13 protein-coding genes and 1 pseudogene are annotated in these 16,681 nt (G+C 63.1%); 2 read left to right on the top strand and 12 right to left on the bottom strand.

Annotated elements, in window-relative coordinates; all coding sequences use genetic code 11:
* Positions 1 to 17 precede the first annotated feature (17 nt).
* From ACIOVD_RS00425 to ACIOVD_RS00395, 7 genes and pseudogenes are all read right to left on the bottom strand, one after another.
* Positions 18 to 572: pseudogene (locus tag ACIOVD_RS00425) on the bottom strand (phosphonate degradation HD-domain oxygenase); the annotation flags it as partial.
* The gene (locus ACIOVD_RS00420) at positions 572 to 1,705 is read right to left on the bottom strand and encodes a TIGR03364 family FAD-dependent oxidoreductase (protein ID WP_159998450.1); all 1,134 of its coding nucleotides are present in this window, start codon (positions 1,703 to 1,705) and stop codon (positions 572 to 574) included. The pseudogene ACIOVD_RS00425 and the gene ACIOVD_RS00420, both read right to left, overlap by 1 nt.
* Positions 1,706 to 1,796: 91 nt before the next feature.
* Complete coding sequence (locus ACIOVD_RS00415; protein ID WP_159998452.1) at positions 1,797 to 2,822, bottom strand: putative 2-aminoethylphosphonate ABC transporter substrate-binding protein; 1,026 nt, start codon at positions 2,820 to 2,822, stop codon at positions 1,797 to 1,799.
* Between the two features lie 49 nt (positions 2,823 to 2,871).
* Positions 2,872 to 4,596 carry a putative 2-aminoethylphosphonate ABC transporter permease subunit gene (locus ACIOVD_RS00410; RefSeq protein ID WP_095164628.1) on the bottom strand — a complete coding sequence of 575 codons (1,725 nt, stop codon included), beginning with the start codon at positions 4,594 to 4,596 and terminating at the stop codon, positions 2,872 to 2,874.
* Positions 4,596 to 5,672 (bottom strand): putative 2-aminoethylphosphonate ABC transporter ATP-binding protein, encoded by a 1,077-nt coding sequence (locus tag ACIOVD_RS00405; RefSeq protein ID WP_320333219.1) that lies wholly within the window; start codon positions 5,670 to 5,672, stop codon positions 4,596 to 4,598. Before ACIOVD_RS00405 ends, ACIOVD_RS00410 begins: the two co-directional genes overlap by 1 nt.
* A gap of 657 nt (positions 5,673 to 6,329) precedes the next feature.
* Positions 6,330 to 7,193, bottom strand: coding sequence for a LysR family transcriptional regulator (locus ACIOVD_RS00400; protein ID WP_095164633.1), 864 nt, complete (start codon positions 7,191 to 7,193; stop codon positions 6,330 to 6,332).
* A gap of 16 nt (positions 7,194 to 7,209) precedes the next feature.
* Positions 7,210 to 9,480 carry a heavy metal translocating P-type ATPase gene (locus ACIOVD_RS00395; protein ID WP_159998458.1) on the bottom strand — a complete coding sequence of 757 codons (2,271 nt, stop codon included), beginning with the start codon at positions 9,478 to 9,480 and terminating at the stop codon, positions 7,210 to 7,212.
* Between the two features lie 85 nt (positions 9,481 to 9,565).
* Here ACIOVD_RS00395 and cadR point away from each other — a divergent pair, with 85 nt between their 5' ends.
* The gene (gene cadR, locus ACIOVD_RS00390; protein WP_401125463.1) at positions 9,566 to 10,015 is read left to right on the top strand and encodes a Cd(II)/Pb(II)-responsive transcriptional regulator; all 450 of its coding nucleotides are present in this window, start codon (positions 9,566 to 9,568) and stop codon (positions 10,013 to 10,015) included.
* Between the two features lie 126 nt (positions 10,016 to 10,141).
* Here cadR and ACIOVD_RS00385 read toward each other — a convergent pair whose 3' ends face one another.
* The 3 genes from ACIOVD_RS00385 to ACIOVD_RS00375 all read right to left on the bottom strand — a co-directional run bounded on the left by ACIOVD_RS00385 (position 10,142) and on the right by ACIOVD_RS00375 (position 12,851).
* On the bottom strand, positions 10,142 to 11,113 hold the full coding sequence (locus ACIOVD_RS00385; protein ID WP_095164639.1) for a thymidylate synthase: 972 nt from the start codon (positions 11,111 to 11,113) through the stop codon (positions 10,142 to 10,144).
* A gap of 57 nt (positions 11,114 to 11,170) precedes the next feature.
* Positions 11,171 to 11,986, bottom strand: coding sequence for a prolipoprotein diacylglyceryl transferase (gene lgt / locus ACIOVD_RS00380; protein WP_159998460.1), 816 nt, complete (start codon positions 11,984 to 11,986; stop codon positions 11,171 to 11,173).
* 82 nt (positions 11,987 to 12,068) lie between these two features.
* A complete protein-coding gene (locus ACIOVD_RS00375; RefSeq protein WP_095164642.1) occupies positions 12,069 to 12,851 on the bottom strand; it encodes a sulfite exporter TauE/SafE family protein in 783 nt (260 codons plus the stop codon).
* A gap of 136 nt (positions 12,852 to 12,987) precedes the next feature.
* On the opposite strand from ACIOVD_RS00375, the gene ACIOVD_RS00370 reads away from it, so the two are divergent.
* Entirely contained in the window at positions 12,988 to 13,734 is a 747-nt protein-coding gene (locus ACIOVD_RS00370; protein ID WP_095164644.1) for an NRDE family protein, read from the top strand.
* Positions 13,735 to 13,870: 136 nt separating this feature from the next.
* Here the strand turns inward: ACIOVD_RS00370 and ptsP are convergent, their stop codons facing one another.
* Positions 13,871 to 16,150 carry a phosphoenolpyruvate--protein phosphotransferase gene (gene ptsP, locus ACIOVD_RS00365; RefSeq protein ID WP_095164646.1) on the bottom strand — a complete coding sequence of 760 codons (2,280 nt, stop codon included), beginning with the start codon at positions 16,148 to 16,150 and terminating at the stop codon, positions 13,871 to 13,873.
* Between the two features lie 22 nt (positions 16,151 to 16,172).
* On the bottom strand, positions 16,173 to 16,652 hold the full coding sequence (locus tag ACIOVD_RS00360) for an RNA pyrophosphohydrolase (protein ID WP_095083604.1): 480 nt from the start codon (positions 16,650 to 16,652) through the stop codon (positions 16,173 to 16,175).
* Positions 16,653 to 16,681: the final 29 nt, after the last annotated feature.

The raw sequence follows: 16,681 nt of genomic DNA, 5'->3' as shown, positions 1-16,681 counted from the left end.
TGGCCAAAACCTGTAGCAGCTGCCAGTAACTGCAACGCCTTCCCCTTTAAAACGTCCAGGTCGACTACCGGCACCCGCATCTCCTTCGCCTGCTCATCCCACTGGCGCATGCGCAAACTGACAGCGCACAATGGGTCCTGCTTGAACGCTTCGGCTTCGGCGGGTGTCATCACCCCGCCCTGATATTCCAGCGTGCGACGGCTGGCTTCGCTCAGGCGCTCGTAGTACCCAGGCTCGGTCAGCGTCAGGTAACGCTTGGCTTGCACGTGATACTCCACCAGCCGCGCCATGCGCTCACCAAAACCCAGGCGACGCAGGTAGTCGGCGCCGAGGCGTTCGTGGCTGACCACCCCGAAGCCGCCCATGTTCTCGGCATTCTCGGTGCAGATGTGCCCGATATCGTGGAAGAACGCCGCCAGCACTACTTCATCGTCGAAGCCCTCGGCCATGGCCAGTTCGGCAGCCTGGGACATGTGCTCGATCTGCGACACCGGCTCGCCGATGTAGTCACTGGCACCGAAGCGCTCGTACAAGCCGAACACCTCGGCAATCACCTGCTCATTGCGATCCATCAGTGCTCCCCCAATATCGCCTTGAGATTACGTTCGGCCATCGCCGGCCCGACACTCATGCCCACACCGGTGTGCATCAACGCCGCATGCACGCCGGGTGCGGCCTGCAGAAACGAAAAAGGCGTAGGCCCTTGAGCACCATAGACGCCCTGCCAGCGCTCGACCACCTGCACCTTGCAACCCAGGGTCTGCTCGGCCAGTTCGAGCATCCAGTCATCCACCTGCTCGGCATTGAACGGCGACGGATCGCTGCCGTAATGGTGGGAGTCGCCGATGATCAGTTCGCCATGGGGTGTCGGGCTGATCAACAGGTGAATGCCCTGTTCATGCAGGTGCGGGGTCTCACGCAGGATCTGCGCCTGCACGGCCTGCGCTTGCGGCAAGTCGGCGAAAGCGCCGTAGTGCACGCAGCTCAATCCGGTGAGCAAGGCGTGTTGCAGGTTGAGGTCGATCAGCGGCCGGGCGCGGAGCATTTGCAAGCGACAGACCTGTGGCTTGAGCGCGGCGATGGGCTCGGCCAGCAGGGTTTGATAGTCGTGACCGGAGCAGACAATGATCTGCTCGCCACTGAAGCTGCCTGCAGTGCTGTGCACCCGCCCGGGTTCGACGTCGCGTACCAGTGTCGAGAAGTGGAACTCGACCGCCAACTCCCGACGCAGGTAGTCGATCAAGGCCGGGATGGCCTCGCGGGAATACAGTTGCTGATCGTCCAGGCCATGCAACGCCGCGCGGTGATGGCTGAACTGGCCGCCATACAGGTCACGCAATGCCGCGCCGCGCAGCAGTTCGACGCGGTAACCGTGCTCGATCGCGCGGCCTTCGCAGAAGGCTGACAACAGCTGCTCTTCAGCTTCGGTGCGGGCAAACAAATAGGAGCCGTTGCGCTTGAGCTGCAAACCGGCGAGCTGTGCCCATTGGCCCCAGATCTCGCGACTGGCCTTGGCCAGCTCGAGCATCTGGCCGGGCGGCTGGCCGGTGACCAACGCCTGGCCAAAGTTGCGCACCGAGGCGCCCAAAGGCGTGGCGCTGCGCTCGAAGACCCTGACCTTGAGGCCACGTTTGGCGGCGGCATAGGCGTGAGACAAACCGAGAATGCCGGCGCCGACGATCAGCAGGTCGTTGTGTTGTGTCATTAAGAAATGTCCTGAATTCAAAGCCGCCTTCGCGGGCAAGCGGGGCGGCGCTCCGCTTGCCCGCGATAGGGCCCCTCAGCCAATAGAGCGCTTACTTGGCTGCCACTTTCTCGGACTTGCCGTCATACCGCTTGCGCCACTCGGTCAGGATCTCATCGCGGTTTTTCGAGGCCCAGGCGAAGTCGTTCTTGATCAGGCGCTGCTCGTAGTCGGCCGGCAGCTCGGTCTGCGGCTTGGCGATGCCAGGCTGGGCGAGCACGGCGAAGTTTTCCTTGTACAGCTCCATTGCCGCGGTGCTTGCAGAGAAGTCGGCGAGTTTCTTCGCAGCCTCTTCATGGGGCGTGCCCTTGATGACCGCGGTGGCTTCGATTTCCCAGCCCAGGCCCTCTTTCGGCAGGACGATGTCCAGCGGTGCGCCCTGGCGCTTCAACTGCACGGCCGGGTATTCGAAGGAAATGCCGATCGGGAATTCCCCGGCGGCCGCCAGCTTGCAGGGCTTGGAACCGGAGTGAACGTACTGGCCAATGTTCTGGTGCAGGTCGTCCATGTACTGCCAGCCCTGCTTCTCGCCAAAGGTCTGCAGCCAGGCGCTGACGTCAAGGAAACCGGTACCCGAGGACGCCGGGTTGGGCATGACGATCTTGCCTTTGTATTCAGGCTTGGTCAGGTCCTGCCAGCTCACCGGCTTGCTCAGGCCCTGCTTCTCGGCTTCCACGGTGTTGAAGCAGATGGTCGCGGCCCACACGTCCATGCCCACCCAGGCTGGCGGGTTGGCGGCATCGCGGTAGTTGCCGCCGATCTTGCCCAGCTCCTTCGGCGCGTAGCTTTGCAGCATGCCTTGCTGATCGAGGATCGCCAGGCTCGACGCCGCCAGGCCCCAGACTGCATCCGCCTGCGGACGGGCTTTTTCCGCCAGCAGCTTGGCGGTGATGATGCCAGTGGAGTCACGTACCCACTTGATCTCGACATCCGGGTTGGCCGCTTCGAACGCCTGCTTGTAGGTTTTCAGCTGTTCGGCTTCCAGTGCGGTGTAGACAGTCAGTTCGGTTTTCGCCGCGAAGGCGTTCATGCTGAAAGCAGTGAGGACAGCAGCGGCTAGAGCCAAGGGCTTGAACATGGTGCGGTTCCTTTCAGGTGCGGATCAGAGAGTTGTGGGTTGGGTCGATTCAGTTGCCGGGCGCGGTCTGGCGCCAGGCCTGGGAGCGCCGCAGCAAACCGCGCGAAGCCCAGGCCAGGAGCAAGGACACGCCCGCCGAGGTGAACAGGATCAGGGTCGACATGGCGGCCGCGCCGCCGACGTTGCCGGCGTCATCCATGTTCAGTACCGCCACCGCAGCAAGGATGGTGTCGGGGCTGTAAAGGAAGATTGCCGCCGAGACGGTGGTCATGGCCGAGACGAACAGGTAGCGCACGATGTCCAGCAACGCCGGCAGGCAGATCGGCACGGTGACGCGCAGGTAGTGGCGGTACAGCGGCGCCTTGAGCGACAGCGCGGCGGCTTCGAACTCCGCGTCGAGCTGGCGCAGCGCGGTGGTGGCGGTCATTTGGGCGGTGGTCAGGTAGTGCGCAATGGTGCACACCACCAGCAGGGTCATGGTGCCGTAGAACACATGCAGCGGGTTGCCGTTGAGGTTGAAGAAGAATACGTAGCCCAGGCCCAGGACCAGCCCCGGCACCGCCATCGGCACGAAGCTGAGCATGCGCAGCGCCAGGTTCAGGCCACGCTGGCCACGGGTTTTTTCCATCAGGTAGGCGCCGGTGAAAATCAGCCCGCTGCCGATCAACGCCGTGCACAGGGCCATCTTCACGCTATTGCCGTAGGCCAGCCAGCCACCACCGGCGGTGTCGCCAAACTGATAGTGCTTGAGCGACAACGACAGGTTGTACGGCCAGAATTTCACCAGCGAGGAGTACACCGCCATGCCGAACACCAGCAACAGCACAGCGCAGATCACCAGCACGATGCCCAGGTAACAGCCATCACGCAGCCGCGAAGGCGCCGGTTGGAAGACTTGCGCCCGGCCGCTCATGGAGTCGCCATGGCGGCGACGCAACCAGGCATCGACCGCAAAGCTGAGCAGTGCCGGCACCAACAGGACCATACCGATCAGCGCACCGCGACCGAATTGCTGCTGACCGACCACCGCCTTGTAGGCTTCCAGCGCCAACACCTGATAGTCGCCACCGACCACCACCGGTACGCCGAAGTCGGTGATGGTCAGGGTGAACACCAGGCAGAACGCGGCGAACACGGCCTGGCGGGTCGCCGGCCAGGTGATGCTGCGAAAGGCCCTGGACGGACTGGCACCCATGCTCGAAGCAGCGTCGAACAGCCGCGCATCCGCCAGGGACAGCGCCGACAGCAAGATCATCAAGGCATGGGGAAAGGTATAGATCACCTCGCCCAGCACGATGCCCCAAAAACCGTAGATATTGTCCGACAGCAGCCCCCGCAACAGGCCCTGGTTACCGAACAGGTAGACCAGCGCAATACCCGGCAGCATCGACGGCGCCATCAGCGGCAGCAGCGACAGGCCGCGCCAGATAGGCTTGCCGGGAATCAACGTGCGTTGCAGGGCGTAGGCAAACAGGTAGGCCAGCGGGACCACGATGGCCGCGACGCTGAGGGACACTTTCAAGCTGTTACCGAGCAACCAGTGAAAGTTGGCGCTGGTCAGCAGCTCGCGGGCGGCGACCAGGCCACCGCCCTGCCCGGCATCGTTGCTGAAGCCGCGCCAGAAGATCGCCAGCAACGGCATCAACACCGCGACGCTGAGCAGGCACAGGAGCAGGACCTTGCCGCCGAGCACAAAAATCCGATCGCCGATCTGGGCTCGGGAAGTCTGCCGAACCTGCTTGTGCGGAATCGGCAGGGCCATCTGCGTGCTCATCAGGCAAACACCTGCAGGCTGCGCGGAGGCAAGGCGACCATGATGTCCTGGGCACCGAGGCGCGGCATGGCTTCGGGCGCCAGTTCGGCGAGCAACGCATGGCCCGGCAGGTGGTTGAGCTCAAAGCTCATGCGGCAGCGATTGCCCAGGAAGGTGATCTCGCGCACCTTGGCCGGGAACAGGTTTTCCTCATGCACCAGCGGGTTGACGCTGACGGCTTCCGGGCGACAGAACAGCCGGCCGGACGCGGCCTTGCCGCTGTTATCGGCCAGGCGCACGGGCATCCCGCCGACCTGGGCGTGGCTGTCACTGCTGCGCTGGAACGGCAACCAGTTGCCCTGGCCGACGAACTCGGCAACGAATGGGGTAGCCGGGCGGTTATAGATTTCCTGCGGGGTGGCGTACTGCTCGACCTTGCCGTTGTTCATCACGGCAATGCGGTCGGCCATCAGCATGGCCTCGTCCTGGTTGTGGGTCACCATCAGGGTGGTGATGCCCAGGCTGCGCTGCAGCTGGCGCAACTCAGTGCACAGATGCTCACGAACCCGGGCATCGAGGGCCGACATCGGTTCGTCCAGCAGCAACAGTGAAGGTGCCGGCGCCAGGGCCCGAGCCAGCGCCACGCGCTGTTGCTGGCCGCCAGACAACTGGCCGGGGTATTTCTTTTCGCTGCCGGTCAGGCCCACCAGCTCAAGCATCTGCGCCACACGCTGACGCACTTGCTCGCGGCCACTGCCGGCCAGGCCGTAGGCAATGTTGGCTTCGACGCTGAGGTTGGGGAACAGCGCGTAGGACTGGAACAGAATCCCGTAGTCCCGCGCCTGTGGGGCCAGTAGGGATACGTCACGATCACCCAGGTACAACTCGCCGCGATCCTGGCGCTCGAGGCCGGCAATGCAGCGCAGCAAGGTGGTCTTGCCGCAGCCAGAGGGGCCGAGCAGGCACACCAGCTCACCGGCCTGCACGTCCAGCGACACGTTATCCAGCGCGGTGAATGCGCCGAAGCGCTTCTCGATACCGCGCACCTTCATCGGGGTGCCGGGAAATACCTGGGCAGTTGCATTCGAGTGGTTCATGGACGGACCTCATCAAGCAGATGTCGGCCATCCTAGGGAGCGAATGCGTAGTTCGTGTGGCAGTGAGGCAAAAACCACTGATAGTGGTATTGGGGGATTTTGGTTCAAGTGAGTCAGCCATCGCGATCAAACGGAGCGCCGCCCGGCTCGCTCCCACAGAGGAGAGTTGTACACGCCGAGATTTGTGGTGTGGCGCAAATCGCCATCGCGAGCAAGCTCGCTCCCACAGGGTAGTGAACACCAGAAAAAAGCAGGCCGGCCGGTAGGCCGCCTCGCCCGCCCTTACCACTCAGGCCGACCGGCAGGTCGCCGTGCTTTTGCTCTTCATCCACCCGCCCCATCGGCAGGCTGAGCGAAGGTGTCCATCTGGGGGGAGGCGCGTAGCGCCGTGCGGCGAAGCCGCATACATCGAGAGGAGGTGCAGCGAAGCAAACCGGAGGCGATGCCCCCTGATGGGCACCGTAGCGAAGGTACCCCGAGCCTTAGCGAGGGGCCGTACGTCAGGGGCAAGAGCCCTTGGTTACTTGGGGCTTTTCCAAGTGACCCGCCGTAAGGGCGGAACCAATAGCCGCCGTTACCGCAGCAACGGATACACCCACAAAACCAAACCAAGTCGGAGCGCTCGCTCGCGATGAGGCAGCCCTGGCACAGGAGAACTCAGGCCGGGGCCATCTCCTGCGCCAAGCCAAGAAACGCCGCCGGCAACCGCGCGTTCTTGCGCTCCTTGAGGCAATACAGGTATTCCGCGATCTGCGGCGCGTTCTCGATGCTCAACACCCGTAGTTGCGGGTCATGGGGCACTTCCTGGCGGGCGATGATGCTGATGCCGATATTGCGCAGCACCGCCTCACGAATCGATTCGCGGCTGCCGATTTCCAGCAGGGGGCCAAAACTCACCCCGGCACTGGCGAGCAATTCTTCGGTCAGGCGGCGGGTGGTCGAGCCGCTCTCGCGCATTAACAAGGTATGCCCGGCCAAGGCGCTCAGCGGCACGTGATCGTGCACCGCCAGCGGATGGTTGCGGTGCACGGCCAGCACCAATGGGTCGGTGCCCAGCACCCGGCGGATCAGGCGGGCGTCTTCCACCAGTTGCGAGGACGCGGCCAGGTCCACCCGGTACTCCTCCAACGCTTCGAGAACCTGCTGGGAGTTGCCGATTTCCACCGAAACGTCCACCTGGGGCAGCCGCTCGCGGAAGGTTTTCACCAAGTCGAGGATGTAGTACGGCGCAGTCGCCGCGATGCGCAATGCACCCTGGACCTGACCACTGTTGCGCAGGAAAAACTCGATGTCGGCTTCCTGCTGCAGCAGCGTCTTGACCATGGGCAGCAGGCGCGCGCCCTCCTCGCTGACGGTCAGGCGGCGCCCGCCGCGGTAGAACAACTCGACCGAATACTGGCTCTCCAGGTGGCGAATCTGGGTGGTCACCGTAGGTTGGCTCAGGCCGAGCTTTTTCGCCGCCAGGGTAATACTGCCCAAACGCGCGACCATGTAAAAAGCCTTCAGCTCGGCACTCAGCACATCAGCCTCTCTTGATTTATTTGCGCAGCAGGCGCAGACCGTTGAACACCACCAGCAGGGCCACGCCCATGTCGGCAAACACTGCCATCCACATAGTGGCCAGCCCGAAGAAGGTTACCCCAAGAAAGATCGCCTTGATGACCAGGGCCAGGGCGATATTTTGCGTGAGGATATGGGAAGTCTGGCGAGACAGGCGGATAAACGCAGGAATCTTGCGCAGATCGTCGTCCATCAAGGCGACATCAGCGGTCTCGATGGCGGTATCGGTACCGGCCGCCGCCATGGCAAAACCGATCTCCGCCCGGGCCAGCGCGGGCGCGTCGTTGATCCCGTCGCCGACCATGCCGACTCGGTGCCCCTGGGCATACAAGGCCTCGATCGCCTTGAGCTTGTCGGTCGGCAGCAAGTCACCCTGGGCCTGGTCGATGCCCACCTGGGCGGCAATCGCCCTTGCCGTGTGCGGGTTGTCGCCGGTCAGCATCAGGGTTTTCACCCCCAGTGCGTGCAACTGCTCAATGGCCTCGCGGCTGGACTCCTTGACCGTGTCCGCGACGGCAAACAGGGCGAGCGGGCCCGAGGCATCAAGCAACAGGACCACGGTCTTGCCTTGTTCTTCCAGGGCAAAGAGTCGCTCTTCCAGCGCTGGCGAGCACAAGCCCAGCTCTTCCACCAGGCGATGATTACCCAGGTGGTAGACCTGGCCGTCGATCTCGCCGCGCACCCCGCGACCGGCCAGGGCTGCGAAGTTATCCACAGCGAGCAGGCTCAAGTGTTTATCCACAGCCGCCTTGGCGATGGCCAGCGATACCGGGTGATCGGAGCGTCCAGCGAGGCTGGCAGCAAGCACCTGAGCGCGGCTCTCGACCGTAGGGTCCAGTGCCAGGTAGTCGGTTTGTACCGGCTTGCCGTGGGTGATGGTGCCGGTCTTGTCCAGGGCCAGGAAGTCGAGCTTGTAGCCGCCCTCCAGGTACACGCCACCCTTGATCAGGATGCCTTTGCGCGCCGCCGCCGCCAGGCCGCTGACGATGGTTACCGGGGTGGAGATCACCAGCGCACAAGGGCACGCCACCACCAGCAGCACCAGCGCGCGGTAAATCCAGTCGAACCAGGCCGCGCCCATGAACAACGGTGGGATCAGCGCCACGCCCAGGGCAAAGACGAATACCACCGGGGTATAGATTTTCGAGAAGCTGTCGACAAAACGCTGGGTCGGCGCACGCGCGCCCTGGGCTTCTTCCACGGCGTGGATGATTCGCGCCAGGGTCGAGTTGTTGGCGGCCGCGGTCACCCGGTACTCCAGCGCGCCGGCCTGGTTGATGGTGCCGGCAAACACCTTATCGCCCAGCGTCTTCTCGACTGGCAGGCTTTCCCCGGTAATCGGCGCCTGGTCAATGGTCGAGTTGCCGGCAACTACTTCGCCGTCCAGACCAATGCGCTCACCCGGGCGGACCCGCACCAACGCACCCAGTTCGACACTTTTAGCCTCTCGTTCGACCCACGAACCATCAGGCTGCTGCACGGTGACCTGTTCCGGGGTCATCTGCATCAGGCCGCTGATGGCGTTGCGCGCGCGGTCGAGGGATTTGGCTTCGATCAACTCGGCCACGGTAAACAGGAACATCACCATCGCCGCTTCCGGCCACTGGCCGATCAGCACGGCGCCAGTCACCGCGATGCTCATCAGGGCGTTGATGTTCAGGTTGAGGTTCTTCAGGGCAATCCAGCCCTTTTTGTAGGTGCCCAGACCGCCGCTGAGGATCGACACCAGCGCGACCAGCGCCACCACCCAGGTCGGCGCAGCGCTGGTGAAGTGGATCACTTCGGCGGCCAGTGCCGTGACGCCGGAGAGCGCCAGCGGCCACCAGGGCTTTTTCACCGGCGCCGCGCGACTGTCATCCGCCTGCGCGCCGTCTTCGATCGGCTCGGCCAACATGCCGATGGATTTGATCGCCTCGATGATTGGCGCCGTGCTTGGCAGGTCGTGGGTCACGCCCAGCACCCGGTTGATCAGGTTGAACTCCAGTTGCTGCACGCCGGCCAGCTTGCCGAGCTTGTTCTGGATCAGCGTCTGTTCCGTCGGGCAGTCCATGGCCTCGATGCGGAAACGGCTCAGGCGCGCACCGTCGGTGGGCGCCTCGCTGATCCGCACCAGTGCCGGCGCTGCGGCGCTGGAGCAGCAGGAGCCGGCGTGGCTGGCGTGGTCGTGTTTTTTTACCGGCTGAAGTGTTGCCCCATGATTGTGCTCATGCGCAGTACCGGGTTTGTGGGTGTGCTGGGAATCGCTCATCAGGTCGCGTCCATGTAGGTGCCTGTTGCCAAGTAAAGACCCTGTAGCCACTATAGGGTCAAGCACCCATTTGGAGATTGTCGCGATGAAGATCGGAGAACTGGCGAAACTGACCGATTGCGCCGTCGAAACCATCCGCTACTACGAACGTGAAGGCCTGCTGCCAGAACCGGCCCGCAGCAACGGCAACTACCGCGTCTACACCCAGGCCCATGCCGAGCGCCTGACCTTCATCCGCAACTGCCGCACCCTGGACATGACCCTCGAAGAAATCCGCAGCCTGCTGGGCCTGCGCGACAGTCCGCAGGATCAGTGCGAAAGCGTGAATGCGCTGATCGACGAACACATCCACCACGTCAAGGCACGGATCGACGGCTTGCTCGCCCTGCAGGCGCAACTCATCGACCTGCGCCAACGCTGCAGCGAAGGGCCGGACATCGAACAGTGCGGGATCTTGCAGCGCTTGGAAGTGAGTGGTGGAGTGGTTGCAACGGAAGTCGAACATTCCCACGTAGGCCGCAGCCACGGCCACTAGGAACACCACAAAACACTGTGGGACCGGGCTTGCCCGGGATGGCGGTGGGTCAGGGGCCATAAATATTGGCTGTGCCGACCCCATCGCGGGCAAGCCCGCTCCCACAGGGGTGTTGCGTATTGCTTGTCAGACCGCCATTGGCGCGGTCATCGGCGCGTGGTGTTCGTAACCTTCCAGCGAGAAATCACCCGGCTCGATCAGTTCCAGCCACTCCGGCTGGTACACCCCGGTCTTGGCGAACTCCGGCACACGATCGGCGATTTTCAGGTGCGGCATCGGGAACGGCTCGCGCTTGAGCTGTTCGTTGAGCATGTCCAGGTGGTTTTCGTAGACGTGGGCATCGCCGATGAAATAGGTGAACCAGCGCGGTGTGTAACCGGTCAGGCGACCGATCAGGCTCAGCAACGCGGCGCCTTCGGTTAGGTTGAACGGCGTGCCCAGGCCCAGGTCGTTGGAGCGGATGTAGAGGGTCAAAGAGATCTCTTTGGTCTCGACATTCGGGTGGAACTGGTACAGCAAGTGGCACGGCGGCAGGGCCATTTCATCGAGCTGGGCGACGTTCCAGCCGTGGAACAGGATACGCCGGCTGCCCGGGTCCTTGATGATGGTATCGACACACTGGCGAACCTGGTCGATGGCCTTGTACAGCACCACGTAGGCCTGGCCGTCTTCTTCGCCTTCGGCAATCTGCCGGTAACCCTGGGCCAGGGTCTGCTCGATGGCGGCCGGGTTGCTCAGGGGGATCTGCTTGTACGCCGGCCACTTGCGCCATTGCACACCGTAGATCTCGCCCAGGTCGTCTGCGCCCTGGCGGAACGGGTTGGCCAGCCACTGCGCGTTTTCATTGGCATTCTGGTCCCAGACCTTACAGCCCAGGGCGCGGAACTCGGCGGCGTTGTTGACCCCGCGCAGAAAACCGCACATCTCGCCGATGGCCGACTTGAAGGCCATCTTGCGGGTGGTGATCGCCGGAAAACCTTCTTTCAGGTCATAGCGCAGCATCGCACCGGGGAAGCTGATGGTGTTGACGCCGGTGCGGTTGGCTTGCTTGGTGCCGTTCTTGATGACGTGGGCGACCAGATCGAGATATTGCTTCATGTATTACCTGTGTCCTTGAAGGCAGGGCTCGCGGCCCTGCGCTTCGAATATAAAGCGTCAAGCGGCCGGGACAGCCGGTGCCTTGGGTGCGCGGTGATAGGCCAGCCAGATCAGGAACAGTCCGCCAACGATCATCGGGATGCACAATACTTGGCCCATGGTCAGCCAGTTCCACGCCAGGTAGCCCAACTGGGCGTCCGGCACGCGGTAGAACTCGACGATAAAGCGGAAGATTCCGTAGAACAGCGCGAACATCCCGGAGACCGCCATGGTCGGCCGCGGCTTGCGCGAGAACAGCCAGAGGATGGCGAACAACGCCACGCCTTCGAGGGCGAACTGGTACAGCTGCGACGGGTGGCGCGCCAGCTGGGCCGGGTCGCTGAACGACGGGAAGACCATGGCCCACGGCACGTCGGTCGGCTTGCCCCACAACTCGGCGTTGATGAAGTTACCGATCCGCCCGGCACCCAGGCCGATTGGCACCATCGGGGCGACGAAGTCCATTAGCTGGAAGAACGACTTGCCGTTCTTTTTGCCGAACCACAAGGCCGCCAGCATCACGCCGATGAAACCACCGTGGAACGACATGCCGCCCTTCCACACCTCGAAAATCAAGGTCGGGTTGGCGAGGTAGGCACTCAGGTCGTAAAACAGCACATACCCCAGGCGGCCGCCGACGATCACGCCCATCGACATCCAGAAGACCATGTCGGAGAGTTTTTCCTTGGTCCAGGTCGGATCGAAGCGGTTCAACCTGCGTGACGCCAACAGCCAGGCACCGCCGATGCCGACCAGGTACATCAGGCCGTACCAGTGGATTTTCAGCGGGCCAATGGCCAGGGCCACCGGGTCAATCTGCGGGTAAGGCAGCATTGCGACTCCTCGTTAGAGTTGAAACCTAAAATTCCTGGCGCGACCCTGCCACGCCGAGATTAAGCCAGGATTGCGCCCTGCCTCAGAGCAGGAAACTGGTGCCCACGCACAGCAGCAAAGCGGCAAACAGCCGTTTCAGCAATCGCGGCGACAACCGGTGGGCCAGTCGCGCGCCAAAGCGGGCGAAGACCATGCTGGTCAGGGCAATGCCCAGCAGCGCCGGCAAATAAACGAAACCCAGACTATGAGCGGGCAACAGGGGATCATGCCAGCCCAGAATCATGAAACTTAATGCACTTGCCAAGGCGATCGGCAACCCGCAGGCGGACGACGTCGCCACGGCCTGCTGCATCGGCACACTGCGCCAGGTCAGAAATGGCACGGTCAGCGAGCCGCCACCAATCCCGAAGATCGCCGAGGCCCAGCCAATCACGCTACCGGCCACGGTCAGACCGAACTTGCCGGGAACCGTTCGACTGGCCTTGGGCTTGAGCTCCAGGGCCATCTGCACGGCGATCACCAGGGCAAACACACCAATGATCTTCTGCAGGTGCGGACCGGAAATCGCCTCGGCGGTCAGCGCGCCGAAGCCGGCCCCGAGCAGGATCCCCAGGGTCATCCAGGCAAAAATCGGCCAGCGCACCGCGCCTTTGCGCTGGTGTTCACGCACCGCGTTGATCGAGGTGAATATGATGGTGGCCAGCGAAGTGCCGACGGCCAGGTGGGTCAGCACCGACGCATCAAAACCCTGCAAGGTAAAGCTGAACACCAACACCGGCACGATGATGATCCCGCCACCCACCCCAAACAGCCCGGCCAGCACGCCTGCACAGGCGCCCAGCAGCAAATAGAGCAAAAATTCCATGATCGTCCTTGTCCGCTTCGCAAAAAAAGCAGCCGCATGGTAACGGATGCGGGGCCCCAGGCTCCACTGTGGATGACGATGGATCGATGAGCGATGTCTGCGTACAGTGGGCAGAAAAACACACAAGGACCACCTTATGTGCCTGATTGTTTTTGCCTGGCGCCCGGACCACGGCACTCCCCTGATCGTCGCGGCCAACCGTGACGAGTTCTATGCCCGCCCCAGCCTGCCGCTGGCGGCATGGCCCGAAGCGCCGCAGGTGCATGCCGGGCGCGACCTGGAGGCCGGAGGTACTTGGCTGGGCATTGGCGCAGACGGACGTTTTGCCGCCCTGACCAACATCCGCAATCCGCACCAGCCGCCGGCGCGCAAATCCCGTGGCGAACTGGTGGCGCGGTTTCTCACCGGCGAATTGCCCATAGACCAGTATTTGGCCGATGTTGTCGGCAGATCGCTGGAGTATGCCGGCTTTAACCTGCTGATCGGCAATCGCCAGGAACTCTGGCACTACAACGCGCAAGAGACCGCGCCGCGCCAACTGACGGCCGGAGTCTACGGTGTGTCCAACGCCGGGCTCGATACCCCCTGGCCCAAGCTGCTCAAGGCCAAGGCGGCGCTGAGCGAAGTACTCGATGATCCGCAGCCGCAAGCGCTGCTGGCTTTGCTGGGCGATCCCCAGACGGCACCGTTCGGTGACTTGCCGGATACTGGGGTCGGGCTGGCGACCGAGAGCCTGCTGTCCAGCGTGTTTATTGCCAGTACCACCTACGGCACGCGCGCGAGTACCGCGCTGATTGTCCAGGCGGATGGTTCACGGGTGATGGTGGAGCGCAGTTTCGGGCCGTATGGCGGGCATCTTGGGGAAGTGCAGATCAGGCTTTGAGGTGGTGTGGTGTTGCCTGGACTGGCCCCATCGCGGGCAAGCCCGCTCCCACAGTGGATTTGTGTAGGCCCACTATTTTGTGATCAACACCAAACCCTGTGGGAGCGGGCTTGCCCGCGATGACACCGCCGCAGGTTCAGAGCGGCTTGATCGCCGCCGGATTGGTCATCCGCGCCAGGCCGAGGTTCTTCAGCGCCAGTTGCAGCGAGCTGTGGATAACTTGCGGGTTGTCGATGGTCATCAGCTCGGCCAGCAGGTCCTTGGCCCAGCTGAGGTTGATCTGGCGCAGCATCCACTTCACTTTCGGCAGGTTGGTGGCGTTCATCGATAGGCTGTCAAAACCCATCGCCATCAACAGCACGGCCGCAGCCGGGTCGCCGGCCATCTCGCCGCAAATACTCACCGGCTTGCCTTCGGCGTGGGCATCGCGCACCACGGTCTGCAGGGCCTGCAGCACCGCTGGGTGCATGTAGTCGTACAGGTCCGCTACCCGCGGGTTGTTGCGGTCCACGGCCAGCAGGTACTGGGTCAGGTCGTTGGAGCCGACCGACAGGAAGTCCACCTGCCGCGCCAATTCCTTTGTCTGGTAGACCGCCGCCGGAATCTCGATCATCACGCCCACGGGCGGCATCGGCACATCGGTGCCTTCGTCGCGCACTTCGCCCCAGGCACGGTGAATCAGGTGCAGGGCTTCTTCGAGTTCGTGGGTGCCGGAGATCATCGGCAGGAGAATGCGCAGGTTGTTCAGGCCTTCACTGGCCTTGAGCATGGCGCGGGTCTGGACCAGGAAGATTTCCGGGTGGTCGAGGGTGACGCGAATCCCGCGCCAGCCGAGGAACGGGTTGTCTTCCTTGATCGGGAAGTACGACAGTGACTTATCGCCGCCGATGTCCAGGCTGCGCATCGTCACCGGTTGCGGGTGGAAGGCGGCGAGTTGCTCGCGATAGATCGCCAGCTGCTCCTTTTCGCTAGGGAACCGTTGATTGATCATGAACGGCACTTCGGTGCGATACAGGCCCACCCCTTCGGCGCCGCGCTTCTGCGCCCGCGCCACGTCCGCCAGCAGGCCGGTGTTGACCCACAGCGGCATGCGGTGGCCGTCGAGGGTCACGCAGGGCAGGTCGCGCAGGGAGTCGAGCCCCAGCGCCAGTTGCTTCTCTTCTTCGACCACCTCGGCGAATTGCTTGCGCAACACGTCGCTGGGGTTGGTGTAGACCTCGCCCCGATTGCCGTCGACGATCAATTCGATGCCATCGACCTTGGCATACGGCAGGTCGACCAGGCCCATCACCGTCGGGATGCCCATGGCTCGCGCCAGGATCGCGACGTGGGAGTTGCCGGAACCCAGGACCGAGACCAGGCCGACCAGCGTGCCTTCCGGCACCTCGCCGAGCATTGCCGGCGTCAGTTCTTCGCTGACCAGAATGGTCTTTTCCGGGTAGACCAGGTTTTGCTGGCGCTCTTCCTGCAGGTAAGCCAGCAGGCGGCGGCCGAGATCCTTGACGTCCGAGGCCCGCTCACGCAGGTAGGCGTCGTCCATCAGTTCAAAACGGTTGACGTGATCGGTGACCACCTGGCGCAACGCGCCCTGGGCCCACTGGCCGGTCTTGATCACGGTGGTGACTTCGCTGCCCAGCGCAGCATCGTCGAGCATCATCAGGTAGACGTCGAACAGTGCGCGCTCTTCCGGGCGCAACTGGGTCGCCAGCTTGGCCGACAAGGCCCGCATGTCGGCGCGCACACCTTCGATGGCGGTCTTGAACAGGCCCAGCTCGGCGTCGATGTCGGTGATGGTCTTGTCCGGCACCACATCGAGGTCCGCCGGTGGCAGCATGACCACCGCGGTACCGACCGCAGCGCCCGGCGAACCCGGGACGCCGACGAACTTGGCTTCCTGGATGCCCTTGCCCTGGCGCCCCAGGCCGCGGATCGAACCGGTGGCCTCGGCGTGGGCAATTACGCCGGCGAGCTGGGCGCTCATGGTCACGAGGAAGGCTTCTTCACCCTCATCGAACTGCCGCCGCTCTTTTTGCTGGATGACCAGGACGCCGACAACGCGGCGGTGGTGAATGATCGGCGCGCCGAGGAACGAGGCATAACGCTCTTCACCGGTCTCGGCGAAGTAGCGATAGCGCGGGTGGTCGGCGGCGTTTTCCAGGTTCAACGGTTCTTCACGCGTGCCCACCAGGCCCACCAGGCCTTCGTTGGGCGCCATGCTGACCTTGCCGATCGAGCGCTTGTTCAAGCCCTCGGTGGCCATCAGCACAAAACGGTTGGTTTCGGGGTCGAGCAGGTAGACCGAGCAGACCTGGCTGCCCATGGCCTCTTTGACGCGCAATACAATAATGCCCAACGCCGCCTTGAGATCCTTGGCGGAGTTAACTTCCTGGACGATCTTGCGCAGCGTATTGAGCATGGCTCGGGGTCGAACTCCGTCGTCAGTCGCGCGTTAGAAGGCGCGGGGCAAGCTCTTTGAGAGCGCGGCGATAAACCTCGCGCTTGAATGTCACCACCTGGCCCAACGGATACCAATAACTGACCCAACGCCAGCCATCGAATTCCGGTTTACCGGTCAAATCCATCCGCACCCGCTGCTCGTTGGAGACTAGGCGCAGGAGAAACCATTTCTGTTTCTGGCCGATGCACAGCGGTTGGCTGTGGGTACGGACCAGACGTTGCGGCAAACGATAGCGCAACCAGCCGCGCGTGCAGGCGAGAATTTCAACATCTTCGCGCTCCAGGCCGACTTCTTCGTTCAGCTCGCGATACAAGGCGTCTTCCGGCGTCTCCTGAGGGTTGATTCCACCTTGAGGAAACTGCCAGGCATCTTGATTGATACGGCGAGCCCATAGCACCTGGCCGGCATCATTCGTCAGAATGATCCCCACATTGGGGCGGAAACCATCGGGGTCGATCACGGCAACAACCTCGCAAACGCATGTCGCCG

It is taken from the genome of Pseudomonas sp. NPDC087626 (genome assembly GCF_044743405.1).
Classification (GTDB): domain Bacteria; phylum Pseudomonadota; class Gammaproteobacteria; order Pseudomonadales; family Pseudomonadaceae; genus Aquipseudomonas.
Note: the sequence above shows the minus strand (reverse complement) of the source record. Positions and strands in the feature narration are given on the sequence as shown.

Coding starts and splice junctions, on each gene's coding strand:
- ACIOVD_RS00385 (WP_095164639.1), bottom strand. CDS start 11,113: ATGAAGCAATATCTCGATCTGGTCGCCCACGTCATCAAGAACGGCACC.
- ACIOVD_RS00405 (WP_320333219.1), bottom strand. CDS start 5,672: ATGAACCACTCGAATGCAACTGCCCAGGTATTTCCCGGCACCCCGATG.
- ACIOVD_RS00370 (WP_095164644.1), top strand. CDS start 12,988: ATGTGCCTGATTGTTTTTGCCTGGCGCCCGGACCACGGCACTCCCCTG.
- ACIOVD_RS00415 (WP_159998452.1), bottom strand. CDS start 2,822: ATGTTCAAGCCCTTGGCTCTAGCCGCTGCTGTCCTCACTGCTTTCAGC.
- ACIOVD_RS00395 (WP_159998458.1), bottom strand. CDS start 9,480: ATGAGCGATTCCCAGCACACCCACAAACCCGGTACTGCGCATGAGCAC.
- ACIOVD_RS00410 (WP_095164628.1), bottom strand. CDS start 4,596: ATGAGCACGCAGATGGCCCTGCCGATTCCGCACAAGCAGGTTCGGCAG.
- ptsP (WP_095164646.1), bottom strand. CDS start 16,150: ATGCTCAATACGCTGCGCAAGATCGTCCAGGAAGTTAACTCCGCCAAG.
- ACIOVD_RS00420 (WP_159998450.1), bottom strand. CDS start 1,705: ATGACACAACACAACGACCTGCTGATCGTCGGCGCCGGCATTCTCGGT.
- ACIOVD_RS00375 (WP_095164642.1), bottom strand. CDS start 12,851: ATGGAATTTTTGCTCTATTTGCTGCTGGGCGCCTGTGCAGGCGTGCTG.
- cadR (WP_401125463.1), top strand. CDS start 9,566: ATGAAGATCGGAGAACTGGCGAAACTGACCGATTGCGCCGTCGAAACC.
- lgt (WP_159998460.1), bottom strand. CDS start 11,986: ATGCTGCCTTACCCGCAGATTGACCCGGTGGCCCTGGCCATTGGCCCG.